Consider the following 24572-nt stretch of genomic DNA (forward strand, 5'->3'; position numbering starts at 1 on the left):
GCCCACCTCTTCATCGCGCGGCCGCGACCAGGTTCGCGGCCGACGGCACGGGCGCGGTCACCATCGCGCCGAACGTCAGGGCGCAGGTCAGGACGGCGACGACGAAGAAGGTCTTCAGGATGGCGGTTTCGAATTTCATGGGGATCGTCCTCGGGCAGTGGTGGGTCAGGCTCTCGCGAGGTGTGTCGCAAGAGGCGTGCCAACTGCGGAAAAGGCCTGCGGACCGCATTCCCGCGCGGTCCGGCGCGCCGCGCGCCATCGCGCGCCGGTGTCCGCGGACGCTGTGTCCGGGACGACCGGACAAGCCCGGGCGGGGGATGAGCTGAGATTTTTCGTAAGTCCGATTGTCATGGACTGCGATCTGGTACACTTTCCCGGCCTTGGCGATCTTGTAAGGCTTTGCCTGCACGACGCTTTTAGGTCAGGGGACGCCATCCGGCGGATGGCAACAACCAGAGCATTCCGATCACCTTCGTCGCCTCGGCGGTGGCGCGGAACCGTTCGCCCTCGCAGGGCACGGTACCGGCGCGACCCGGGGATGAAATGGACTTACCGAGCTATGAGCGCGATCCCAGCTGAAACCTTCACCTCCGACGATGTCCTCGCGCGCCTGCGGTCCGTCCTGCACGAGACGTTCGAGATCGACCCGGCCCGGGTGACGCCCGATGCCAACCTGTTCACCGATCTGGAACTCGACAGCATCGATGCCATCGACCTGGCGATCCAGGTGCAGGACATGACCGGCACGCGCATCAAGCCGGAGGACTTCAAGAGCGTCCGGACGGTCGGCGACGTCGTCGCGACCGTGCAGGCGCTCGTCGCGCGCTGAACGATCCGATGCCGGGCAGCAGCGGGCCGCGCGATTCCGCGGCGGGAACCTTCGCGCCCTGCGCGGTCGTTCCGATCTACAACCATGGCGGCACCATCGCGGCGACCGCGAACGCGCTCGCCGCGCACGGCCTTCCGGTCATCATCGTCGACGACGGTTCCGACGCGGTCACGCGCGACATCCTCGACGCGCTGGTCGCCGGACGCGACGATCTGCGCCTGATCCGGCTACCTCGCAATGGCGGCAAGGGCGCCGCCCTCACGGCCGGCTTCCTCGCCGCGCACGACGCCGGACACTCGCATGTGCTGCAGATCGACGCGGATGGTCAGCACGACACGGCGGACGTGCCGCGCTTCCTCGCCGAAGCCAGAAACGCGCCCGACGCCATGATCTGCGGTCGCCCCGTGTACGACGATTCGGTGCCGAAGGCACGCCTGTACGGCCGCTACCTGACGCACGCGTGCGTGTGGCTCGAGACGCTGTCGTTCGCCATCGACGATTCGATGTGCGGGTACCGGCTCTATCCGCTGGCCGCCACCCGCGCCGAGATCGCGCGCAAACCCCTCCCCGCCCGCATGGATTTCGACACCGAGATCGCCGTGCGACTGCACTGGCGGGGCGTGCCGGTGCGCAACGTCCCGACGCGCGTCACCTATCCGGAAGGCGGGCTTTCGCATTTCCGCATGTGGCGCGACAACGTCCGCATCACCGCCATGCACACCCGCCTGATCCTCGGCATGCTCCCGCGCGCGCCTCGCCTGCTCGCGCGCAGGCTCGGCCGTGCCGGCCAACGATGAACATCAGCACATGAACGCACCGCAGCACCCTACCCCGGGCCGCGCGCCGAAGCGCGTCGTCGTCACCGGCATCGGTGGCATCACGGCCCTCGGCAACGACTGGCCGACGATCGAGGCGCGCCTGCGCCAGTTCCGCAACGCCGTGCGCCGCATGGGCGAGTGGGACTACTTCGACAAGCTCAACGGCCGCCTCGGCGCGCCGGTCGACACTTTCACGCAACCGGCGCACTGGTCCCGCAAGCACGTCCGCTCGATGGGACGCGTCGCCCAGCTCGCCGTCGCGGCAAGTGAACGCGCGCTCGACGACGCCGGCCTCCTCGGCGACGAACGCATCGCCGACGGACGGATGGGCGTCGCGTACGGCTCGTCGGGCGGCAGCATCGAACCCGCGCGCACGGTCGGCCGCATGCTCGAGACGGGCTCGATGCAGGGCGTCACGGCCACGAGCTACATCCAGATGATGGCGCACACGACGGCCGTGAACGTCGGCGTGTTCTTCGGACTGAAGGGCCGTGTCGTCACCACGTCCAGCGCGTGCACGTCCGGCAGCCAGGCGATCGGTTACGGCTACGAGGCGATCCAGCAGGGCAAGCAGCTCCTGATGCTCTGCGGTGGCGCCGAGGAACTCTCCGGTCCCGGCGCGGCCGTGTTCGATACCCTCTTCGCCACGAGCACGCGCAACGACGAACCCGCGCTGACGCCGCGTCCGTTCGATGCGCGTCGCGACGGCCTGGTCGTCGGCGAAGGCGCCACGACGCTCGTGCTCGAGGAATACGAGCACGCGGTGGCCCGCGGTGCGCGCGTCTACGCCGAGGTCGTCGGCTTCGGCACCAATTCCGACGGCGCGCACATCACGCAGCCGACGCGCGAGACCATGGCCGCCGCGATGCGCATGGCGCTCGACGACGCGGGCCTCGCCGCCGCGGACATCGGCTACGTCAGCGCGCACGGTACGGCCACCGATCGCGGCGATGTCGCGGAGAGCCACGCGACCGCCGACGTGCTCGGCGGCGGCGTGCCGATCAGCTCGATGAAGAGCTACGTGGGCCACACGCTCGGCGCCTGCGGCGCCCTGGAAGCATGGTGGGCCATCGAGATGATGCGCGGTGGGTGGTTCGCGCCGACGATCAACCTCGACACGCCGGATCCGGAATGCGCGGCCCTCGACTACGTCACCGGCGAGGGGCGCGACATCCGCACCGATCACGTGATGAACAACAACTTCGCGTTCGGCGGCATCAACACGTCGCTGATCTTCCGGGCGCACCGCTGATGCGGCGAGTGGTCGTCACCGGCATGGGCGCGGTGTCCTGCCTCGGCGCGGGTCGCGCCACCCTCTTCGACGGCCTGCGCGCCGGTCGCGCGGGTTTTCGCGCGATGCCCGACTTCGCCGCGCTCGGCATGCGCTGCCAGGTCGCGGCGCCGGCCGACCTTTCGGCGCTGGAACCTCCGCCGCGCAAGCTGCGCCGCTATCTGCCGCAGGCCGCCGAGCACGCGTGGCACGCCACGCGCGAAGCGCTCGGCGAAGCCGGCCTCGACGCGTCGCGCGTGCGCGAACGCGACGTCGGCATCGTCATGGGGGGCGCCGCGGCGCTCAGCGAATACGAGGCCGGCCTCGACGCCTTCCATGCGAAGGGGATCTCGCGCCTGTCGCCCTTCATCGTGCCGCGAAGCATGGGCAGCGCCGTCTCCGCGACGCTCACCCAGGCGTTCGGCTTCGGTGGTCGCGGTTTCACGGTGGGTTCGGCGTGCACCAGCGCCACGCACGCGATCGGCCAGGCGATGGAGCTCATCCAGCTCGGCCGGCAGGAGATCGTGATCTGCGGCGGCGCCGAGGAGTTGCACGACAAGGCCGCCATGTGCTTCGACGTGATGAACGCGCTGTCGACCGCGAGCGTGGCCGGCGAGCGTGTGTCCACGCCGTACGCCGCGGATCGCGACGGCATCCTGCTCGGCGGCGGCGCCGGCGTGCTGGTGCTGGAATCGCTGGATTCGGCGCTCGCGCGAGGCGCGACGATCCTCGCCGAGATGGCCGGGTACGGCGCCGCATCCGATCCCGACGGCATGATCAGCCCCGCCGCCGACGGCATGGCCGAGGCCATGCATCAGGCGATCGATCTGGCGGGGACCTTGCCCGGTTACGTCAATACCCACGCCTGCGCCACGGTGGCGGGCGATCTCGCCGAATGGCAGGCGCTGCGCCGCGTCTTCGGCGATCGCGGGCACCCCGTGCCGCCGATGTCCTCGATCAAAGGCCTCATCGGCCACGCGCCCGCGGCCGCGGGCGCCCTCGACGCCATCGCGGCCATCGGCATGATGGAGAACGACATCCTGCTGGGCCCGGCCTCCACGGGCGAGCGCGATCCGGCGTTCATCGATGCGCCGCTGGTCGAGGGCGAACTCGCGGCATCCGTGGACAGCGTGCTCTCCAACACCTTCGGCTTCGGCGGCAGCTGCGCCGCGCTGATGATCCGCCGCTACCACGGGGCCGGCGCATGATCGCGCTCAGCGTCGACGCGTGGCGTGCCTGGGCCCCGGGAATCGACGATGCCGCCGGCTGGGCGGCATGGGCCGCGGCGCCGCACGCGATCGTCGACCACGGCGAGCAACCGGCCTGCGAGTTCGTGCCACCGATGCAGCGGCGCCGCCTCAGCCGGCTGGCGCGCATCGTCATGCATGCCGCGTGGCCCCTGTGCGGCGACGACGAGCAGCTCCCGTTCGTCTTCGCGTCGCGGCATGGCGAGACGACCCGCACGTTCGCGATGCTCGACGAGATCGGCCGCGAGGCGCCGCTGTCGCCCACACAGTTCGGACTGTCGGTGCACAACGCGATCGCCGGCCAGTGGTCGATCCTCCGCGGCCAGCGTGGCGAGTCCGTCGCGATCGCCGGCGAAGCGGACACCTTCGAGCACGCGATCGTGGAGGCGGCCGCACTGCTCGACGAGGGTGCCCCGGCCGTGGTCGCCGTCGTCGCGGAAGAAGTGCCTGCCACCGCTTACGACGGATGGATCGACGACGTGCCGTTCTCGTATACGCTGGCACTGCGCCTCTCGCACGCGGCGGATGGACAGGGCTGGCATCTCTCGCTCGACGCGAACGAGGGCGCGGCACCCGTCCGGGACTTCCCGCATGCGCTGCGTTTCGTGCGCGCCCTGCACGATCGTGCCACCCTCGATCACCCGTGGAAGACGCGACGATGGACCTGGCAGCCGACAGCGTGACCCGCCGCGACGCCTGGGCCTGGCGCTTCGTCGGCACCGCGCTCAGTTTCGCCCTGTTCGGCATCGGGGGCCTGTTGCTGCGCGTGCTGATCCTCCCCGCGGTGCTGCACTGGCCCGGACCGCCCGCCCTGCGCCGCCGCCGCGCGCGACGCACCGTCGGACGCGCCTTCTGGCTGCACTCGCAATTCATGTATCGGGTGGGCGTACTCGATTACCGCTTCGACGGCCTCGAGCGGCTCGGCCGGCCGGGTCAGCTGATCGTCGCCAACCATCCCTCGCTGATCGACGTGGTCTTCCTGCTCGGGCACGTGCCCGACGCGAACTGCGTCGTGAAGCACAGCCTCTGGCGGAATCCTTTCATGCGCGGCCCGGTCCGCGTCGCGCAGTACATCAGCAACGACGGCAGCGCCGACATGCTCGACCGCGCGGCGGACGTGCTTCGCGAGGGCCAGACGTTGATCGTCTTTCCGGAAGGCACGCGCACCACGCCCGGCGAGCCGCCGGTGTTCCATCGCGGCGCGGCCGCGATCGCGGTGCGGGGTGCCCGGGTGGTGACGCCGGTGTACATCACCGTGCGCCCGACGACGTTGACCAAGGCGGAACCCTGGTACCGCGTGCCGCATCGTCGCGTGCGCATGGAGCTGCGGGTGGGCGACGATATCCCCGTCGCGACCTTCAGCGACGGCGTGCCGGCGCCGATAGCCTCGCGCCGCCTCAACGAACATCTCCACGCCCTTTACGCCAGGGAACTGAAGGCATGAACGAACTGGAACGCGACATCGCCCGGCTGATCGTCGACACGCTCGCGCTCGACCACCTCCGCCCGGAAGACATCGCGGCCGACCAGCCGCTGTTCGGCCAGGGCCTCGGCCTCGACTCGGTCGACGCGCTCGAGCTTGCGCTCGCCCTGCAGAACCGTTACGGCCTGCGCATCGCGGCGGATTCGCGCGATGCGCGCGCGCATTTCGAAACCGTGCGCAGCCTCGCCCTCTACGTGCAAGCGAGCGGTAGCCCATGCGCCGGTTGAGCAACCTCGTCCTCGTGGTGATCGGGATCCTCTACCCGTTCATCGTCTACTTCGGCATGGACCACGTGTCGACGCCGCTCTTCGGGCTCATCCTCGGTGCCCTGTGGCTGGTTCGGGCGCCCGCCCTGCTGCGCCAGCCCGGCGGTCGCTGGATGCTCGGCATCACGCTCGTGTACTGCGCCGTGCTCGGCTTCGGCGGCGAGGACCACCTGCTGCGCTGGTATCCCAGCCTGATCTGCGCCCTGCTCCTCGCGGCGTTCGGCCTCAGCCTCAAGTTCGGCCCGCCGATGATCGAGCGGATCGCGCGCGTGACGGAGCCCGACCTTCCGCCCGTCGCCGTGCGCTACACGCGACGCGTCACCTGGGTGTGGGTGGCCTTCTTCGCGCTCAACGGCACGGCGTCCGGCCTCCTCGCCGCATGGGGTCCGTTGTCGTGGTGGACGTTCTACAACGGCATCCTGGCCTATTCCGTCATGGGCGCGCTGTTCGTCGGCGAATGGATCCTGCGCCAGCGGCTGCGTCGCCGCATCAACAAGGCGCCGATGGACGGCGCGGCGCTCAGGCTGCGGACGCATCCCTGGGTCGCCGACGCCGCCGGCGGCTACGCGGGCAAGCTCGGCCCGGGCATGGTCGTGGCGCTGTCCCCTTCGGGACGTCTTGCGCTGCTGCGTCATGGCCGCGCCGGACTGATCAACGAGCTCGGCCAGGAGGCCGCCGGCGACGACGCGTTGTCCACACCGCTCGTCTGGCGCTTCGTCGACACCCTGCCGGAGCGGACGCAGGTCGACGCTACGCTCCAGGCACCGCTGCCCGCGCTGCCCGACGTGCTCGGCGAGCGACGCGACGGCGATACGTGGCTGGTCGACCTGGCGTTGCCGCTCGATCTGGCCTGCTTCGCGGAGCATTTCCCCGACGCGCCGGTGCTTCCCGGCGTCCTCCAGGTGGAATGGGCGCTGGCCATGGCGGCGACCCGCCTCGGCACGCCTGCCGCATGCCGTGCGATCGACGCGCTGAAGTTCCAGCGCCTGCTGCGCCCGGGCGACCGCGTGCAGCTCGCGCTGCGCCACGATGTCGCGCGCGGCCGCGTGCAGTTCAGCTGGCGGGTCGACGACGACGCCGTGTCGTCCGGATTCCTGCACGTCGATGGCGCCCATGCTTAAGGCGGCGACGTCGCACTGGGCTGCGCAGAAGGAGCGTGGCAGCTTCGTCGGCATGAAGCTCACGGCGATCGCGGTGAAGCTGCTCGGCCGCCGCATGGTCACGCCGGTGATCCACCTGATCGTGCTCTACTTCTTCGCCACTGGACGGCAGGCGCGGAACAACGTCCGTCACTACCAGCGACGCCTGGCCGCGTGGAGCGGCCGCACGGACCTCTTCCCCCACTCGCGCGCCGTCTTCGCGCAATACGTCGCCTTCGGCGAGTGCATGCTGGACCGCTTCGACGTATGGCGCGGCAGGCTGAAGCTCTCGTCGATCGACATGGACGATCCGGACGGCGTGCGCGACGCGCTGCTTTCGGGCGCCCGTGGCCAGCTGCTCGTCTGCACGCACCTGGGCAATCTCGATGTCTGCCGCGCGATGGCGGAGGTCGGCGAAGGCGTGGCGCTGAACGTGCTGATGCACCTGCCGAAGGCCGCCCACTTCAATCGCCTGCTCGGCGAATCGGGCGACCGGCGCCTGCGCCTCATGCACGTAGGCGACCTCGACACCGCGGCGATGCTCGACCTCGCCCAGCGCGTTGATCGCGGCGAATGGATCGCCATCGCGGGCGACCGCGTGCCGGAGCACGGCGGCCGCGCCATCGACGTCGACTTCCTCGGGGCCGCGGCTGCCTTTCCGCAAGGCCCGTGGCTGATGGCCGCGATGCTGCGTTGCCCCGTGAACGTCGTCTGCTGCCTGAAGCACGACGGCCGATATCGCATCCACCTGCGCCGTTTCGACGACGCGGCGACATGGGAGCGGGGACGGCGCGACGCCTTCATCGCCGCGTCCATCTCACGCTATGCGGCGTGGCTCGCGCAGCACTGCCTCGCGGCACCGTTGCAATGGTTCAACTTCCACCCGTACTGGCAAGGTACGAACGGAGCTTCCGATGCGCGCTAAGGGTGTGCACGCCACGCGGGTCGACATCACGGTCCCGTTCTTCGACGTGGATTCCATGGACGTCGTCTGGCACGGCCATTACGTGAAGTACCTCGAGATCGCGCGCTGCGCGCTGCTCGACGAGCTCGGCCACAACTACACGCGGATGAAGGACACCGGCTACGTCTGGCCGATCATCGACATCCAGCTGCGCTATGCGCGCGCCGCCCGTTTCGGCCAGGTGCTGGCCGTGCGCGCGGAACTGGTCGAGTGGGAGAATCGCCTGAAGATCCACTACACCGTCAGCGATGCCGCCAGCGGTGAACGGCTGACCCGCGCCAGCACCATCCAGGTCGCCGTCCGCGTCGCCGACGGCGAGATGCAGCTGGTCTCGCCCGGCGTGTTCATCGCCGACATCGAACGCGGCCTGGCGCAGCACGACGCCCGCCGCAGCAACGGAACGCCCCCATGAAGTACGCCAGCGCCACCTACGTCGAAGAAACCCGGATCGGGTTCGTCTTCCTGCGCACGCATACGTGGCAGCACCACGTGCTGCGCGTCGCCATCGACGACCTGAAACGCCTGATCGGCGAGCCGCTGCAACGGGGCGGCACGTTGCTGGACGTCGGCTGCGGTCAGGGCCGCTCCTTCCGCCTGCTGCGCGACGCGTTCGCGCCGCAGCGGCTCATCGGGCTCGACGCGGACCCGCACAGCATCGCGATGTCGCACGCCGAAGCGCGGCGCGAGGGCATCGAGGCGACGCTCCTGCTTGGCGACTGCGCCAGCATCGACCTGCCCGACGCATCGGTCGACGTCCTGTTCTGCCACCAGACCTTCCACCATCTCGTGGAACAGGAGCGCGCGCTCGATGAGTTCTGGCGCGTGCTCAAGCCCGGCGGCCTGCTGCTCTTCGCCGAATCGACCAGGGCGTACATCGACACGTGGGTGATCCGCTGGTTCTTCCGCCATCCGATGCACGTGCAGAAGAGCGCCGACGAATACCTCGCGATGCTGCGCGGCCGCGGCTTCGCTTTCGACGACGCCCACGTATCGCTGCCCTACCTCTGGTGGAGCCGATCGAAGGATTTCGGCCTGCTGGAGCGCTGGGGCATCAAGGCGCCGCCACCGCCGGGCAAGCGCGACGAAACGCTGGTCAACGTGGCCGCGCGAAAGCCTCGCGTCGACGCATGAGGACGTACCTGAACGCCCTCGGCGTGGCCTGCTCGCTCGGCGTCGGCAAGGCGGCGGTCGCCGAAGCGCTGTTCGCGGCGGCCGCGCACGGCCTGCGACCGCGCGACGGCTGGGTGCCGTCGCGCGCGCTGCCGGTGGGCGCCGTGGACGCGGACCTCCCGCCGATGCCGGCCGGGCTTGAGCATCGGGACACCCGGAACAACCGGCTGCTCCTGCTCGCCGCGCAAGAAATCGAATCCGACGTGCGGGCAGCGATCGCGCGCTTCGGCGCTACCCGCGTGGGCATCGTCGTCGGCACCAGCACCACCGGCATCGAGGAAGCCACGCGCGGCATCGCCACGCGCGGCGTCACCGGCACGTGGCCGGACGGCTATCGCTATGCCGACCAGGAGCTCGGTGCCCCGGCCGCCTTCCTCGCCGAGTGGCTCGGTGCCTCCGGTCCCGCGTACGGCATCTCCACGGCATGCACGTCGGGCGCACGCGCGCTGCTCAGCGCGCGGCGCCTCCTGCGCATGGGCCTCTGCGACGCCGTGATCTGCGGCGGCGCCGACACGCTGTGCCGCCTCGCCACCCACGGCTTCCACGCCCTCGAAGCGACGGCGGCGGAGCGCTGCGCGCCGTTCTCGCGCTCGCGGCGGGGCATCAACATCGGAGAGGCCGCCGCGCTGTTCCTGATGACGCGGGAGGATGCGCCGATCGCGTTCCTCGGCGGCGGCGCGAGCTCGGACGCGTACCATATGTCGTCCCCCGACCCGGACGGCCTCGGCGCCACCGACGCGATGCGTCGCGCGCTCGACGCCGCGGGCATCGCCGCATCGAGCATCGATTACGTGAACCTCCACGGTACCGCCACCGAGCACAACGACGCGATGGAAAGCCGCGCCATGGCTGCCGTCTTCGGCGCCTCCGCGGTCGCCTGCTCGTCGACCAAGGCGCTCACCGGCCATACGCTCGGCGCCGCCGGTGCCCTGGAAGCGGCGTTCTGCTGGCTCGCGCTCGGCGACGTGCGACGCCGCCTGCCGCCCCATGCGTGGGATGGGGAAGCCGATCCCACCCTTCCGTCTCTCGCCTTCACGCGGGTGGGCGACGCGCTGCCGGCGGGCCGGCGCCACCTCATGAGCAATTCGTTCGCGTTCGGCGGCAACAACGCGAGCGTGATCCTGGCGGGTGGCGCATGACGACCTGGTCCATCGACGAACTCCTGCCGCACGCCGGCCGCATGATCCTGCTCGACCGCGTGGTCGCCTGGGACGCCGAGCGCATCGTCTGCGAACGCGTGGTGCGGGCCGGCGACGCCTTCGTCGACGCGCACGGTTTCCCGGCCTGGGCCGGCGTGGAGCTGATGGCGCAGACCATCGCCGCATGGAACGGCTGCCAGGTGCTCGCCGCGGGTGGCGCCGTGCGCCCGGGTTTCCTTCTCGGCACGCGCGCCTACCGCGCCGACACGGACACGTTCCCCACCGGCACGAAACTCACCGTCGAAGCCGTGCGCCAGTTCCACGACGACGACGGGATGGGCGCGTTCGCCTGTCGCATCGACGCGCCGGGCATGCACGCCGAGGCGCGCCTCACCGTTTTCAGTCCGCCGGATCCCACGCCATTCCTCGATCCGCGCAACCCACTCGATTCCCGGGGTACCCCACCATGACCGACACCGTCCTCGTCACCGGCTCCAGCCGCGGCATCGGCCGCGCGATCGCGCTGAACCTCGCCGACGCCGGCTACGACCTCGTGCTGCACTGCCGTTCGCGGCGCGATGAGGCGGAGGCCGTGCAACAGGCGATCGAGGCGAAAGGCCGCGCCGCGCGCGTCCTCCAGTTCGACATCTCCGACCGCGCGGCATGCGCCCAGGCCCTCGAGGCCGATGTCGCCGCGCACGGCGCGTACTACGGCGTGGTCTGCAACGCCGGCCTCACGCGCGATGGCGCGTTCCCCGGCCTCACGTCCGACGACTGGGACCAGGTGCTGCGCACGAATCTCGACGGCTTCTACAACGTGCTGCATCCGCTGGCGATGCCGATGATCCGTCGCCGCGCCGCGGGGCGCATCGTCTGCATCACGTCGGTGTCGGGACTGATCGGCAATCGTGGGCAGGTCAATTACAGCGCCTCGAAGGCCGGCGTGATCGGCGCCGCCAAGGCGCTGGCCGTCGAACTGGCCAAACGCCGGATCACCGTGAACTGCGTCGCGCCCGGACTGATCGATACCGACATGCTCGATCCCGACGTGCCGGTGGAGCAGATCCTGAAAGCCATCCCGATGGAGCGCACCGGCACGCCGGAGGAAGTCGCCGCGGCCGTCCGCTTCCTGATGAGCCCGGAAGCGGGTTACATCACGCGGCAGGTGCTCGCCGTGAACGGCGGACTCTGCTGACGGATCGTCATGACCCGCGCGGGGACCCGCAACCGAAGGGTGGGAGCCGATCGTATCGGCGATGCGTCCGTCGCGGCGCCGGTCGCCTAAGCTAGGCCCATGCGCTTCCTTCGCTCCCTCGCCGAATCCGATCGCTTCGCCGACGTCGTCCGCGTCGCCCTCGCGCTGACGGGCATCGTGGTCTGGTGCGCCACGCGCGGACCGGCGACGGCGATCGTTCCCGCGCTGCTCGGCGCCATCGCCTGCGCGCTCGCCGAAACCGACGACGCGTGGCGCGGCCGGCTGCGCGGCCTCGCGGTCACGCTGCTGTGCTTCGCCGCCGCGGCCGCGCTGGTCGAAGCCACCATCGCGACACCGCTGCTCTTCGCCCTGGTGCTCGGCCTCGGCACGTTTCTTCTCGTGATGCTCGGGGCCGCGAGCGGCCGCTACGCCACCATCGCGACCGCCACCCTGATCCTCTCGGTCTACGCGATGATCGCGTCCGACGCCGCGGGGGACGGGCGCGAGGTGCTCGCCATCCTCGCCGGCGCGGCCTGGTATGGCCTGCTCTCGCTGCTGTGGAGCGTCATGGCGCCGCACCGTGCCGTGCGCCACGCGCTCGCCCGACTGTTCGGCTCGCTGGCGAACCTGATGGAGGCGCGCGCCGCGCTCTTCGAACCCGTGCACGGCCTCGACCGGCATGGCCTCGCGGTGACCTTCGCGCGCCGCAACCGCGAGACGGTCGACGCGCTGGCGACGGCGCGCGGCGCGCTGGTCGACCGCATCGGCCGCCGCCAGCCGCGCGGGCGCGCCGCGGCGCGACTGGCCATGTTCTTCGTCGCCCAGGACATCCACGAGCGGATCAGTTCGTCGCACCACCCGTACGATGAACTCGCGGCGGCGCTCTACCACAGCGACGTCATGTTCCGGTTCGGACGGCTGCTGCGCCTGCAGGCCATCGCCTGCCGCGACCGCGCGGAAGCGATCCGCCGCGGCGCCCCGATCGCTTCCATCGCCCTGCCCGACTCCGCGCTCGCCGACGTGCGCGATGCGATCGCCTGGCACCGTGCACGCGCACGCGACGACCGTGCCGTCGACGACGCCCTTTCCGCGCTGCTCACGAACATGGAGCGACTGCAGGCCGAGCTCGGCAACGACGGCAGCCTGCGCGCGGACGCGGACAACGCATTGCACGACGGCGAACCTGCCTCGCCGCGCGAAGCGCTCGCGCGCATCCGCGTCCGGCTCAACCGGCGCTCGATGCATTTCCGCCACGCCGTCCGCCTCACGACCGGCATGCTCGCCGGCTATGCGCTGGTGCAGGCGCTGCATCCCGGCCATGGATTCTGGGTGCTGCTGACCACGCTCTTCGTCTGCCAGCCCAGCTACGGCGCCACGCGTCGGCGCACCCTCCAGCGCATCGCGGGAACGACGATCGGCCTCGTCGTCGGCTGGGCACTCCTGCGCCTGCTACCGGGAGGAGAATGGCGGCTGCCGGTCATCGTCGCCGCCGGCGCGGCGTTCTTCGCGTTCCGGTTGCGCCGCTATACCGCGGCGACAGCGGTGATCACGCTGTTCGTCCTGCTCTGCTTCGATCTCGTCGGCGCGGGTTACGCGGCCATCGGCCCGCGCCTGCTGGACACGCTCCTCGGGGCGCTCGTCGCCGTCGCGGTCCTCCACTACGTGCTGCCCGACTGGCGCGTCCGCCGGCTCGACGACATCGTCGCCGACGCGCTACTGGCGTACGCTCGTTACCTGCAGGCCATCGCGACACAGTACGTGGACGGCCGCGCGGACGACCTGCCCTACCGCGTCGCGCGGCGCGACGCCCATGCCGCCCAGGCAGCCGTCGCGGGAAACGTCGCGGAACTGCTCGCCGAACCGGGCCATCCGCGCGAGCGGGGCGAGCGGGGGTTGCGCCTCGTGGCCGAGCTCCAGGCCGGGCTCTCGCACCTGTCGACGCTCGGCGCGCACCGGCAGGCGCTGCCCGCGGCGGACGCCGCGACGGCCACGGCGCTCGCCACCGCGATCGCCCATCGGTTCGATGCCCTGGCGGAACACGTGCGGGCGGGCACGCCCGAGGCTCCGATGGATGGCGCCAGCGTCGCCGATGAGGGTACCGACGCTCCCGACGCGCTGCGACTGTTCACCGCTCAATGCCGCCTGCTGACCCAGGTACACGACCGGATCGCCGCCCTCCCGCCCGTCTGATGCTGCGACGCGCCGTGGCTTGACGGCCGCCCCACGCTACGATGGGTAGCTTTTTCCACGCTTACCCCGGAGTTGCACCCATGCGTCCGTTCTCCCTCGGTGAAGACCTCGACCTCCTGCGCGAAAGCGTGCACGCCTTCGCGGAGAAGGAGATCGCGCCGCGCGCCGACCGCATCGACCGCGAGAACGTGTTTCCGGAAGACCTCTGGCGCAAGTTCGGCGACATGGGCCTTCTTGGCGTGACCATTCCCGAAGAGTTCGGCGGTTCCGGTCTCGGCTTCCTGGCCCACATGATCGCGATGGAGGAGATCTCGCGCGCGTCCGCGTCCGTGGGTCTTTCCTATGGCGCGCACTCGAATCTGTGCGTGCAGAACATCTACCACAACGGCAACGACGCGCAGCGGCGCAAATACCTGCCGAAACTCGCCAGCGGCGAGTGGGTGGGCGCGCTGGCGATGAGCGAGCCGGGCGCCGGGTCGGACGTGGTCGGCTCGATGAGCTGCCACGCGGAACTCGTCGGCGACGTGTGGGTGGCGAACGGCAGCAAGATGTGGATCACGAACGGCCCCGACGCCGACGTGCTGCTCGTGTACATGCGCACGGCGCCGCGTCCCGCGGGCAGCCGCTGCATGACCGCCTTCATCGTCGAGAAAGGCATGAAGGGCTTCTCCACCGCCCAGAAGCTCGACAAGCTCGGCATGCGCGGTTCGAACACCTGCGAACTGGTGTTCGACAACTGCGAGATTCCCGCCGAGAACATCGTCGGGGAGGTCAACGAGGGCGTGCGCGTGCTTATGGGCGGCCTCGACACCGAGCGCCTCGTGCTCTCCGGCGGCCCGATCGGCATCATGCAGTCGGCCATGGATCTGGTGCTGCCCTACGTGCGCGAGCGCAAGCAGTTCAACGCGCCGATCGGCACGTTCGGCATGATGCAGGCGAAGGTCGCGGACATGTACACCGCGCTGCAATCGTCGCGTGGCTTCGCTTACATGGTGGCCCAGCAGTTCGACAACGGCGTGAAGTCGCGCATCGATCCCGCCGCCTGCCTGCTCAACGCGTCGACCAACGCGGTGCAGGTCGCGCTCGAGGCCATCCAGGCGCTCGGCGGCAACGGCTACATCAATGAATTCCCGGCCGGCCGGCTGCTCCGCGACGCGAAGCTCTACGAGATCGGCGCCGGCACCAACGAGATCCGCCGCATGCTGATCGGCCGCGAGTTGTTCCACGGCAAGTCCTGAAGCGACCGATGCGATAACCGATGTCCTGTGGGAAGCCCGCTCGCGGGCTTCCCACAACCGATTCTCGACTTACCACTTCATCCGGAACGTCGCGCTCGCCGAGCGCGCGTGATCGCGATCCGCGAAGCGCTGGTCCACGTCGAACCCGATCTGCGTCCGGTCGCTCACGTCCCATCCGAGCGTCATGCCCGCCGTGCCGGCGCGACGCGACAGACCGATGCCGTCCACCGGTGCCCACTGGGCGATGCCGGTGTAGCGCGCGGAGAACACTTCGCCCTTCGTCGCGAACGCGTTCTGCCAGCCGAGTTTCGCATCGAGGTGCAGCTTGCCCATCGACGTGAACCACGACGCACCGGCGCGCAGGCCGAAGCCGGCCTGCCAGCGCGAGGTCGTCTGCCCGTTCGCGCTGAGGCCGAAGCCCTGGCCGCCCGTTTCCTCGAAGGCGTCGCGACGGATGCTGGCGTGCTGCACGTTGGCGAACGGCGTCAGCGAGAACGCGCCTGCATCCGTACGATAACCGACCTCGCCGTAAGCGACGTTGTAGTGCCCGGTGTTGTCGCCGCCGGCGAACGCGGCCTGGTCGCCGAAGCGCAGCAGGCGTTGCGTGTTCCCGCGGAAGTTGCCGAAGCCGAGCCGGCCGACGCCGTACCAGTTGGCGCCACGCGAGCCGGCGTAGAGCATGCTTTCGGTCGAACGGTTGCGCTGGCGATCGAAGTTGCCCGACAGCTGCCCGTTGCTCTGCATCTGCGCGAACGCGACGCCCGCGAAACCGTTGCTGCCGATGCGGATGTCGTTACCCGCCAGGCCACCGTTGAGCTGGAAGCCGACGTTGCCGAAGCCCGATCGGCTGAGGCCGCCCTGCCCGTCCAGCGACTGCATCCACGCGCCGCCGGCACCCTGGCTGTCCAGGTGGCTCATCAGCGCGTCGTTACCGGCCTCGATGCCGGCGAGGGTCACCGCCGTGCTCGCGGCGTAGAGCTGGCCCGAGAGCGATTCGAGCGATGCGCGCGCCGTCGCCGTGTCGCGCGACTGCTGGATGCCGCCGGCCGCCACGAGCGTGCCCTGCGCCACCGCGCCCGCCGCGGAAGGCGACGTGAGCACCTGGTCGAGCTTTTCGAACGCGCCATCGAGACGCTTCGCCGACGAAACCGCCGCGGCCGAATCGGCCATGGTCGTCGTCGCGACGTTGATGACCTTGATCTGCGACGTGTCGACCCAGACTTCGCTCGCGCCGTACTGCAGCGTCGTCGCCAGGAAGATGTTCGGCTCCGTCGTGAAGCTGGTGAAGCTGCCGTGCACCGCGCTCGCCGTCAGCACCTGCTGGTGCATCGTCGGCACGTAGCCGTCCGTCACCCCGGCGACGTGGAACTCGCCCGCGAGCGTCGCGATACCGTGCACGACGAGTGGCGCGCCGAGTGTCTGCACCAGCGTGCCGGTGCTGGTCTGGGTGAAATCGCCGTCGATGCGCGCGCCCGCCGCGGTCGTCTGCACGCGGCCGCTGTTGGACACGGTGCCACCGATGTTGCGGCGCGCGATCAGCGACCCACCTTGTTTCACCGTGGCGCTACCCGGGAAATCCCAGAGCGCGTCGAGCGTCGCAGCCGCGTTGATCGTCGACGTGCCCGTGAACGTGTTGTTGTTGCTGGCGAGCACCAGCTTGCCGGTTTTCGCCCCGTTGCCGGCGCTGTTGCCGTTGACGAGGAATCCGCCCGTTCCCGCGATGTCGTTATAGAACGTGACATCGCTCTCGCCGAGATCGACGGCCATCTGGCCCCAGTCGAGACGGCCAGGGCCACGGATGGCCTTGCCCACGTTGAGCCGGCCGTAGCCGAAGACGGGATCGACGCCCGGATCGCCGAGGTCGTCCGCCGTACCAAGGAGGATCTCGCGCACCGTCGACATGGAGAACGTGGGGAACACGCCCTTGACCACGGCGGCCGCGCCGGACACCTGCGGCGCGGCGAACGACGTGCCCGACGCCGTCACGTAGGCCGGCTTATCCGCCGTCGAAGTGGCCGCGAGGGCCACGACATCGCCAGGGGCGGCGAGGCAGTAGTTCATCGCCTTGCCGCAGTGGTTCGAGTACGAAGCCAGCTGGTCGGGCTTGTTGCCATCCAGCGCCACCACCGCAAGCCATCCCTGCTCGAGCGCCGGCACGCGGAACGGCAGGGCCGCGAGGTCGGAGGGGTCAGCCTTGCTCTTGTTGCCGGCGGCGAACACATAAAGCGCACCGCCGGCCGCGGCACCGTAGGCGTTGGCGAAGCTGTTCGTGGTGTCGGTGGAACCGGCATCCCAGTAGAGCCCGTCCCACGAATTGTTGATGATCTTCGCACCCGCCGCGATCACGTCGCTGTTGATCGAGCCCAACGGGTTGGCGGAGGTGACGACATTACCGTTGCCCGAACCGTCGTCGGTCGGCGCCTTGTCGGCGATGATGCGGGCGGACACGATCTTCGCACCGGTCGCGATGCCGCCGGTGAACGTGCCCGACGCCGCGCCCGCGGCGAGTTCGGCGACGACGGTGCCGTGACCCACCGCGTCCGGCACCGAAACATTGTTCGCCACGGGATCGACGTAGGTCAGGTTCGCCGCGACGCGACCGGCGAGCGCGGGGTTGGCGCCGTTCACGCCGGAATCGACGATACCGATGACGACATCGGCGCCGGTCGCGCCCGCCGCGTGCGCGGCCGCGCTGTTCGTGGCCGTGATCTGCACGTCCACCGGGAAGGCGTAGGTAGGGGCGGCCGGGGTCGACGGGGTGGTCGTGGCCGGCGGGGCGGCCGGTGTCGTCGGCGCGACGACGGCCGGGACGTTGTAGCTGTTCTTGCTACCACCACCGCCGCCGCCACAGGCGGTCAGGCCCACACTCACGGCAATGGCCAGCGCGAGGTCGCGCTGACGCAGCTGAATGATCGTATTCACGTTGTCCCCTGGTCTTGACGTCAATGTCGTGCACCGCGATCCGTGGTGCCCCTGGCGCGGATAGTGCCACATTTTTTTAAGAAAAAACTCAACGATCATGTCACGTTTTCGCGGTCCTGCCGTTTTTTCTCGATAGGCCCTTTCCAGCGGGCGGCAGCGCGCGGCAACGCCCGCTACCACGCCTTCCGATAGCTCAATCTGCCGGACCGCGACCTGTCCCGGTCAGCGAAGCGCTGATCGAGGTCCAGCGCCAGCTGGCTGCGTTCATCCATATCCCAGGCCAGGGCCATGCCAGCGGTGGTGGCGTGGCGCGACAGGCCGATGCCCTCGACCGGCGCCCATTCGGCCAGCCCCGTATAGCGCGCCGAAAACACCTCGCCACGGGTGACGAACGCGCCCTGCCACGCGAGCTTGCCAACGAGCCGCAGGCGCCCCGCCGATGTCAGCCACGTGGCGCCTCCGCGCACACCGAATCCCGCCTGCCAGCGCGAGGTCGTCTGGCCGACGCTGCTGAGGCCGAAGCCGGCACCGCCGGACTCCTCGAACCCGGACCGGCGGATGGACGCGAACTGGACGCTGGCGAATGGCGTCACGGAGAACGCACCGGCGTGCGTGCGATAGCCGGTTTCGCCATAGACGACGTTGTAGCGTCCTGTGCCTTCGCTGCCCGCGAAGGCTGCCTGTTCGCCGAAACGGAGCAAGCGCCGCATGTCGCCCCGGAAGCTGCCGTAGCCGAACCGCCCGACGCCGTACCAGCGGTCGCCACGCGATCCGGCATAGAACATGCCTTCGGTCGCGCGGTTGCGCTGACGGTCCACGTTGTCCGACAGCTGGCCGCTGCTGCGCATCTGCGCGATCGCGACACCGGCGAAACCCATCTGCCCGAGCCGTACGTCGGCGCCAACGAGGCTGCCGCCGACACTGAAGCCGACGCTGCCGAAGCCGCCGCGGCTGAGGCTGCCCTGCGTCCCGAGCGACTGGGTCCACGCACCCGTGGCTTCCTGGGCATCGAGGTGCTCGATGAGCGCGTCGTTGCCCGCATCGATACCGGCCAGCGTGACCGCCGTACCCGCCGCGTAAAGCTGGCCCGAGAGCGACTCGAGCGAACGTCGCACCACCTGCGTACTGCCCGACTGCTGGACGTTGCCCGCCGCGACCAGCATCGAAAGGTTCTGCATCGACGGGTCGATCGTCCCGTCCGCGAGGCCGCGATCGATCCGTGCGAACGCGCCGTCGAGCCGGCGCGCCGACGACTGCGCCGCTACCGATTGCGGCATCGTTGTGGCGGCGACGTTCGCCACGCTGAGGGTACGCGTGTCGAGCCACGCTTCCGTCGGCGTGTACTGCAGCGTCGCCGAGAGCAGCACGCCGGTACCCAGCGTCATGGTCTGGAACGCACCGTCGATGCCACCGGCCTGCACCACGGTCTGGTGCGAGGTGGGCACGTAGCCGGGCACCGCTCCGGCGATGGTGAGATCGCCGGTCAGGTGCGCGGTGCCGGCGACGATCAGGGGCGCGCCGAGCTTCACGGTGAGTTTCCCGAAGTCGGGCGTCGGCCAGAAATCCTTACCAACGTGGACCGTCGTGTCGCCGGTCACCAGCTCATGATCGATAAAGAGGTTCCCGCCGATGTCGCCATGCGTGACGACCCTTCCGCCCGCATAGAGGTCGGCGGGAAAACCGTGGAGACTTTCGACGTTCCCGTAGACGCTGGTCCGGCCTTTATAGGTATTGGTGCCGGCGAGGATGATCGTCGTGTCGGCATCGGTCTGCAGGCGCAAGGCACCCTTGCCACCGATATCGTTGCGGAAGGTGACCGAGTGCCTGCCGGTCGCCGTCAGGTCGAGGAGCTCGTCGTCGATGCTCGCCGGTCCGCGAATGGCCCGCGCCACGTTCAGGCGACCATTGCCGAATACCGGATCGATGCCGGGCGCGCCCAGATCGTCGGCGGTAGACAGCAGCACCTGCCGCAGCGAGTCGTAATTCATCTCGGGAAACGCCTCCAGCACGAGCGCGGCGGCTGCGCCCACCTGCGCGGCGGCGATACCCGTTCCGCTACGGACTTCGTACACAGGACGGTCTTTCGTCGACGTCGCGGCGAGCGTGATCACGCTGCCAGGCGCGGCGAGGCAATAGTTCGCGGTCGCGCCGCACTGATTCGAATCCGCCGCCAGCTTCGTCGGGTCCGTGCCGTCGAGCGCCACGACCGTCGTCCAACGCCTCCAGACACCGGTGTTCCGATAGGCCGGTAGCGTCGGAAGCGCCGCGACGTTGTTCGGATCCAGCTTTCCCGCGTCGCCTGCGGCGAACAGATATAGCGCGTTGCCACCGTAGAGCGAGGAATACCATTTCTGCGTCAGGCTCGTATCGGATGTATCCCAGTCGGCTCCGCCCCAGGAATGAACGTCGACGCGCGAATACAGGTTGCCCGACGAACCGTTCTTTACGTTCGTCAGCATCTCGGGAGTCACCGTCGACGTGGGCAGGCCGACGGGAGCCTTGTCCGGCACGATACGCGCGGAGCGGATGCGTGAGCCCGGCGCGATACCACCGCCGAAATCGCCCAGCGCGGATCCCGCGATGATCTGGGCGACCGCGGTGCCGTGGCCCGAGACGTCGCCCTTGCTCGTGTCGTTGGTCGACGGGTCCACGATCGACGTCTGATAGGCGATCTTCCCCGTGAGCGCGGGGTTGGTCGCATCGACGCCGGTGTCGTAGATCGTGACGTCGAAACCGGTACCGGTGAAGCCGGCGGCATGGGCCGCGTCGGCGTGGGTCAGCGAAAGGTGCGCGTTCAGGCGTGGATCGACGGTGGGCGTGGCCGGCGGCGTGACGGGCGGCGGCGTCGTGGGCGGAGCTACGACAACCCCGGAGCCTCCGCCTCCTTTCGTCCCACCACCACCGCCACCACCGCATGCGGTCAGTACCATGCACACGCACACCGCCAGCGCAAGCTCGCGCCTGCGCGGAAAAGCCACGTACTTCATCCGGATCCCCTTGTCGACGTCATTGTCGGGCCGGCGCCCCCGCGCGGCCTCCCCTCGCAAGATCTTGGCACAGGCGTGAGGATCCCCGCCATGCCGCGGCGCAGATTGCCCCGCCACCGGCCGGCTTGCGATACTCGAACGGTTTTCCGCCCGATCGGGCGGCCTTCCGAGCATCACGGAGTCACCATGTCCGACATCGTCATCGCGGGTGCCAAGCGCACCGCCATCGGTTCCTTCCTTGGCCAGTTCACGGGCGTCCCCACCCCCAAGCTGGGCTCCATCGCGATCAAGGCCGCGCTCGAACAGTCCGGCATCGCGCCCGCCGACGTCAGCGAAGTGATCATGGGCTGCGTGCTGCCGGCCAACCTCGGCCAGGCGCCCGCCCGCCAGGCCTCGCTCGAAGCCGGTCTGCCGACCGCCACCGGATGCACCACCATCAACAAGGTGTGCGGATCCGGCATGAAGGCCCTGATGCTCGGCCACGACCTGATCAAGGCCGGTTCGGCCAGCATCGTCGTCGCCGGCGGCATGGAGTCGATGACCAACGCGCCGCACATGATCGCGGCGCGCACGGGCATTCGCTACGGCGACGGCCAGCTCGTCGATCACATGGCGTGGGACGGACTCACCAATCCGTACGACGGCAAGGCCATGGGCATCTTCGGCGAGCAGTGCGCCGACAAGTACCACTTCACCCGCGAAGAACAGGACGCCTACGCGATCGCGTCGGTCGAGCGCGCGCAGGCGGCGCAGAAGGCGAACGCCTTCGCCAACGAGATCGTTCCCGTGACCGTGCAGGGCCGCAAGGGCGCGCAGGACTTCGCCGAGGACGAGCAGCCCGGCCGCTCCGACGTCGCCAAGATTCCCACGCTGCGCGCCGCCTTCCGCAAGGAAAACGGCACGATCACCGCGGCGAGCTCGTCGTCGATCTCCGATGGTGCCGCGGCGCTCGTCCTGCTTTCCGCGGACGACGCGAAGGCGCGGGGCGTCACCCCCCTCGCCCGCATCGTCGCCCACGCCACGCACTCGCAGGAGCCGGAGTGGTTCACCACCGCGCCGGTCGGCGCCATTTCGAAGGTGCTCGACAAGGCCGGCTGGAAGGCTGGCGACGTGGATCTGTTCGAGATCAACGAAGCGTTCGCCGTGGTGCCGATGGCCGTCATGCGCGAACTCGGCGTGCCGCACGACAAGGTCAACGTGCACGGCGGCGCCTGCGCGCTGGGTCATCCGATCGGCGCCAGCGGCGCCCGGATCGTGGTGACCCTTCTCAATGCGTTGACGGCACGTGGGGCAAAAAGGGGTGTCGCCGCGCTGTGCATCGGTGGCGGCGAGGCAACGGCGATCGCCATCGAATTGGTGTGAACCGGATGTCTACGACATAAGGCGGAACGTTTCAGGAAAAGGATCACGCCATGTGCATGGGCTTTAATGCCCCCTGAAGCGACACGGCCCCTCATATAGCTAAGCAATTAGAACTGAGCTATTAATACGCCCGCCTAACGGCATTCCACGGCTAAGGAGAACCACAATGAATTTGACGCGTACCCTTCTCGCCTCTGCGCTCGTCGCGCTTCTGGCAGCTTGCAGCAACGGCGCGCAGGATTCCGCGCAAGACGCCCAGAAGTCGGCTGCAGATGCCCAGCAGCAGGCGGACAAGGCCCAGCAGGCCGCCGACCAGTCGGCCAACGCCGCGACCAACCAGGCTGCCGACCAGGCTCAGCAGTCGGCTGAGCAGGCCAAGGACGCCGCTTCGCAGGCCCAGGCCGCCGCTTCGGCTTCGACCGCCGGTGGCGCTTCCGACGCCGCGAAGGACGCCGCTTCCAACGCCGCCGACCAGGCTGAAAAGTCGGCCGACCAGGCGAAGGACGCTGCCGACAACGCCAAGAGCGCTGCGGACGATTCCAAGAAGTAAGCCCTCGCGCTTGCATGTTGGATCAGGAAACGGCCACCTTCGGGTGGCCGTTTCTTTTGCAATCTCCAGCTCCCACCTCCCATCTCCCATCCCCCGGGCATTGCCGCGCCGCAACGTTCTCCATTAGCCGCCGCCCGCTATCATTCGCGTTTCGTCCTCGCGCGAACGCCTCCATGCCCATCATCACCTCGCAGCTCGACACCCGCTCGGCCGATTACCATGCGGCGAGCCAGCGCCTTCGTAGCCTGACCGACGATCTTCGCGAAACGCTCCGGCGCACGGCCGAAGGCGGCGGTGCGAAAGCGCGCGAAAAGCACGTCGCCCGTGGGAAGCTGCTGCCGCGCGAGCGCATCCGCGCGCTGCTCGACCCGGGCTCGCCGTTCCTGGAAATCGCGCCGCTCGCCGCGCACGACATGTACGACGGCGCGGCGCCCGCCGCTGGCGTCATCGCGGGCATCGGCCGCGTGATGGGCCAGGAGGTCGTGGTGCTGGCGAACGACGCCACGGTCAAGGGCGGTACGTATTTCCCCATGACGGTGAAGAAGCATCTTCGCGCGCAGGAAGTCGCGATGGAGAATCGCCTGCCCTGCATCTACCTCGTGGACTCCGGCGGCGCATTCCTGCCGCTGCAGGACGAGGTGTTTCCCGACCGCGAGCACTTCGGCCGCATTTTCTACAACCAGGCGCGCATGAGCGCGCAGGGCATTCCGCAGATCGCCGTGGTGATGGGCTCGTGTACCGCGGGGGGCGCCTACGTGCCGGCGATGAGCGACGAGACGATCATCGTCCGCGAGCAGGGCACCATCTTCCTAGGGGGGCCGCCGCTGGTGAAGGCCGCGACGGGCGAGGTCGTCGATGCCGAGGCGCTGGGCGGCGCGGACGTCCACACGTCGGTCTCGGGTGTCGCCGACCATTTCGCCGAGAACGACGCGCACGCGCTGTCGATCGCGCGCGACATCGTCGGCTCGCTCAACCACGTCAAGAAACAGCCGCTGGCGGTGCGTGCGCCCGTGGAGCCGCGCTACGCGGCGGAAGAACTCTACGGCGTGATTCCCGAGGACACCCGCCGCCCGTTCGACATCCGCGAGGTGATCGCGCGCCTGGTCGACGACTCCGAGTTCCACGAATTCAAGGCGCGCTACGGCAAGACGCTCGTCACCGGCTTCGCGCACATCCACGGCTACCCCGTCGGCATCGTGGCGAACAACGGCATCCTCTTCGGCGAATCGGCGCAGAAAGGGGCGCACTTCATCGAACTGTGCAACCAGCGCAACGTGCCGCTCGTGTTCCTGCAGAACATCACCGGCTTCATGGTCGGCCGCAAGTACGAGAACGGCGGCATCGCGAAGGACGGCGCAAAGATGGTCACCGCCGTCGCCTGCTCCCACGTGCCCAAGTTCACGGTCGTCATCGGCGGCAGTTTCGGCGCCGGCAATTACGCCATGTGCGGACGCGCGTACGGCGCGCGCTTCCTGTGGATGTGGCCCAACGCGCGCATCAGCGTGATGGGCGGCGAGCAGGCCGCGTCGGTGCTGGCCACCGTCCGCCGCGACGGCATCGAGGCCGGTGGTGGTTCGTGGAGCAAGGAAGACGAAGAAGCCTTCAAGGCGCCGGTGCGCGAGCAGTACGAGAAGCAGGGCCATCCGTACTACGCGAGCGCCCGCTTGTGGGACGACGGGATCATCGATCCGGCCGATACCCGCCGCGTGCTCGGCCTGGCGATTTCGGCGTCGCTCAACGCGCCGATCGAACAGGGACGCTTCGGTGTGTTCCGGATGTAGCCGACACCTGAGGAATGTCACC

Annotated in this window: 22 protein-coding genes; 19 read left to right on the forward strand and 3 right to left on the reverse strand. The window is 69.3% G+C overall.

Annotated features, from left to right (window positions below; all coding sequences use genetic code 11):
• Positions 1-10: 10 nt before the first annotated feature.
• Positions 11-139 (reverse strand): hypothetical protein, encoded by a 129-nt coding sequence (locus BMY69_RS19870; protein WP_255364475.1) that lies wholly within the window; start codon positions 137-139, stop codon positions 11-13.
• A gap of 420 nt (positions 140-559) precedes the next feature.
• On the opposite strand from BMY69_RS19870, the gene BMY69_RS06405 reads away from it, so the two are divergent.
• From BMY69_RS06405 to BMY69_RS06480, 16 genes are all read left to right on the forward strand, one after another.
• Positions 560-829: an acyl carrier protein gene (locus BMY69_RS06405; RefSeq protein WP_090052427.1), complete on the forward strand. Its 270-nt coding sequence runs from the start codon at positions 560-562 to the stop codon at positions 827-829.
• A gap of 8 nt (positions 830-837) precedes the next feature.
• Positions 838-1626 carry a glycosyltransferase family 2 protein gene (locus BMY69_RS06410; protein WP_090176167.1) on the forward strand — a complete coding sequence of 263 codons (789 nt, stop codon included), beginning with the start codon at positions 838-840 and terminating at the stop codon, positions 1624-1626.
• Between the two features lie 10 nt (positions 1627-1636).
• A complete protein-coding gene (locus BMY69_RS06415) occupies positions 1637-2899 on the forward strand; it encodes a beta-ketoacyl-ACP synthase (RefSeq protein WP_090176170.1) in 1263 nt (420 codons plus the stop codon).
• A complete protein-coding gene (locus BMY69_RS06420; protein WP_090176173.1) occupies positions 2899-4125 on the forward strand; it encodes a beta-ketoacyl-[acyl-carrier-protein] synthase family protein in 1227 nt (408 codons plus the stop codon). Before BMY69_RS06415 ends, BMY69_RS06420 begins: the two co-directional genes overlap by 1 nt.
• Complete coding sequence (locus BMY69_RS06425; protein WP_090176176.1) at positions 4122-4847, forward strand: beta-ketoacyl synthase chain length factor; 726 nt, start codon at positions 4122-4124, stop codon at positions 4845-4847. The genes BMY69_RS06420 and BMY69_RS06425 overlap by 4 nt, the downstream gene beginning before the upstream one ends.
• Positions 4823-5608, forward strand: a complete 786-nt coding sequence (locus BMY69_RS06430) for a lysophospholipid acyltransferase family protein (protein WP_090176179.1) — start codon at positions 4823-4825, stop codon at positions 5606-5608. Before BMY69_RS06425 ends, BMY69_RS06430 begins: the two co-directional genes overlap by 25 nt.
• Positions 5605-5874, forward strand: coding sequence for a phosphopantetheine-binding protein (locus tag BMY69_RS06435; protein ID WP_090176182.1), 270 nt, complete (start codon positions 5605-5607; stop codon positions 5872-5874). The genes BMY69_RS06430 and BMY69_RS06435 overlap by 4 nt, the downstream gene beginning before the upstream one ends.
• Positions 5862-7034, forward strand: a complete 1173-nt coding sequence (locus tag BMY69_RS19875) for an ApeI family dehydratase (RefSeq protein ID WP_255364476.1) — start codon at positions 5862-5864, stop codon at positions 7032-7034. The genes BMY69_RS06435 and BMY69_RS19875 overlap by 13 nt, the downstream gene beginning before the upstream one ends.
• Entirely contained in the window at positions 7018-7977 is a 960-nt protein-coding gene (locus BMY69_RS06445; RefSeq protein ID WP_143070398.1) for an LpxL/LpxP family acyltransferase, read from the forward strand. The genes BMY69_RS19875 and BMY69_RS06445 overlap by 17 nt, the downstream gene beginning before the upstream one ends.
• Positions 7967-8428, forward strand: coding sequence for an acyl-CoA thioesterase (locus BMY69_RS06450; RefSeq protein ID WP_090176184.1), 462 nt, complete (start codon positions 7967-7969; stop codon positions 8426-8428). Before BMY69_RS06445 ends, BMY69_RS06450 begins: the two co-directional genes overlap by 11 nt.
• Complete coding sequence (locus BMY69_RS06455) at positions 8425-9147, forward strand: class I SAM-dependent methyltransferase (protein ID WP_090176213.1); 723 nt, start codon at positions 8425-8427, stop codon at positions 9145-9147. Before BMY69_RS06450 ends, BMY69_RS06455 begins: the two co-directional genes overlap by 4 nt.
• The gene (locus BMY69_RS06460; protein ID WP_090176216.1) at positions 9144-10325 is read left to right on the forward strand and encodes a beta-ketoacyl-ACP synthase; all 1182 of its coding nucleotides are present in this window, start codon (positions 9144-9146) and stop codon (positions 10323-10325) included. The genes BMY69_RS06455 and BMY69_RS06460 overlap by 4 nt, the downstream gene beginning before the upstream one ends.
• On the forward strand, positions 10322-10795 hold the full coding sequence (locus BMY69_RS06465) for a hotdog family protein (RefSeq protein WP_090176220.1): 474 nt from the start codon (positions 10322-10324) through the stop codon (positions 10793-10795). The genes BMY69_RS06460 and BMY69_RS06465 overlap by 4 nt, the downstream gene beginning before the upstream one ends.
• Positions 10792-11520, forward strand: coding sequence for a 3-oxoacyl-ACP reductase FabG (fabG, locus tag BMY69_RS06470; RefSeq protein WP_090176222.1), 729 nt, complete (start codon positions 10792-10794; stop codon positions 11518-11520). Before BMY69_RS06465 ends, fabG begins: the two co-directional genes overlap by 4 nt.
• Before the next feature lie 99 nt (positions 11521-11619).
• Entirely contained in the window at positions 11620-13710 is a 2091-nt protein-coding gene (yccS, locus tag BMY69_RS06475; protein WP_090176225.1) for a YccS family putative transporter, read from the forward strand.
• An 80-nt stretch (positions 13711-13790) separates the two neighbouring features.
• Positions 13791-14948 carry an isovaleryl-CoA dehydrogenase gene (locus tag BMY69_RS06480; RefSeq protein WP_090052399.1) on the forward strand — a complete coding sequence of 386 codons (1158 nt, stop codon included), beginning with the start codon at positions 13791-13793 and terminating at the stop codon, positions 14946-14948.
• Between the two features lie 69 nt (positions 14949-15017).
• Here the strand turns inward: BMY69_RS06480 and BMY69_RS06485 are convergent, their stop codons facing one another.
• Both BMY69_RS06485 and BMY69_RS06490 read right to left on the reverse strand, forming a co-directional pair.
• Positions 15018-17870: a S8 family serine peptidase gene (locus tag BMY69_RS06485; protein ID WP_177191089.1), complete on the reverse strand. Its 2853-nt coding sequence runs from the start codon at positions 17868-17870 to the stop codon at positions 15018-15020.
• Between the two features lie 173 nt (positions 17871-18043).
• Positions 18044-20857, reverse strand: coding sequence for an autotransporter serine protease (locus BMY69_RS06490; RefSeq protein ID WP_143070399.1), 2814 nt, complete (start codon positions 20855-20857; stop codon positions 18044-18046).
• 186 nt (positions 20858-21043) lie between these two features.
• Here BMY69_RS06490 and BMY69_RS06495 point away from each other — a divergent pair, with 186 nt between their 5' ends.
• The 3 genes from BMY69_RS06495 (at position 21044) to BMY69_RS06505 (ending at position 24550) form a co-directional block, all read left to right on the forward strand.
• Positions 21044-22219 (forward strand): thiolase family protein, encoded by a 1176-nt coding sequence (locus BMY69_RS06495; RefSeq protein ID WP_090176232.1) that lies wholly within the window; start codon positions 21044-21046, stop codon positions 22217-22219.
• Between the two features lie 166 nt (positions 22220-22385).
• A complete protein-coding gene (locus BMY69_RS06500) occupies positions 22386-22769 on the forward strand; it encodes a hypothetical protein (protein WP_090052390.1) in 384 nt (127 codons plus the stop codon).
• 173 nt (positions 22770-22942) lie between these two features.
• Entirely contained in the window at positions 22943-24550 is a 1608-nt protein-coding gene (locus BMY69_RS06505) for a carboxyl transferase domain-containing protein (RefSeq protein WP_090176235.1), read from the forward strand.
• Positions 24551-24572 lie beyond the last annotated feature (22 nt).

Origin of the sequence: Luteibacter sp. UNC138MFCol5.1 (assembly GCF_900110505.1) — a bacterium.
GTDB lineage: Bacteria > Pseudomonadota > Gammaproteobacteria > Xanthomonadales > Rhodanobacteraceae > Luteibacter.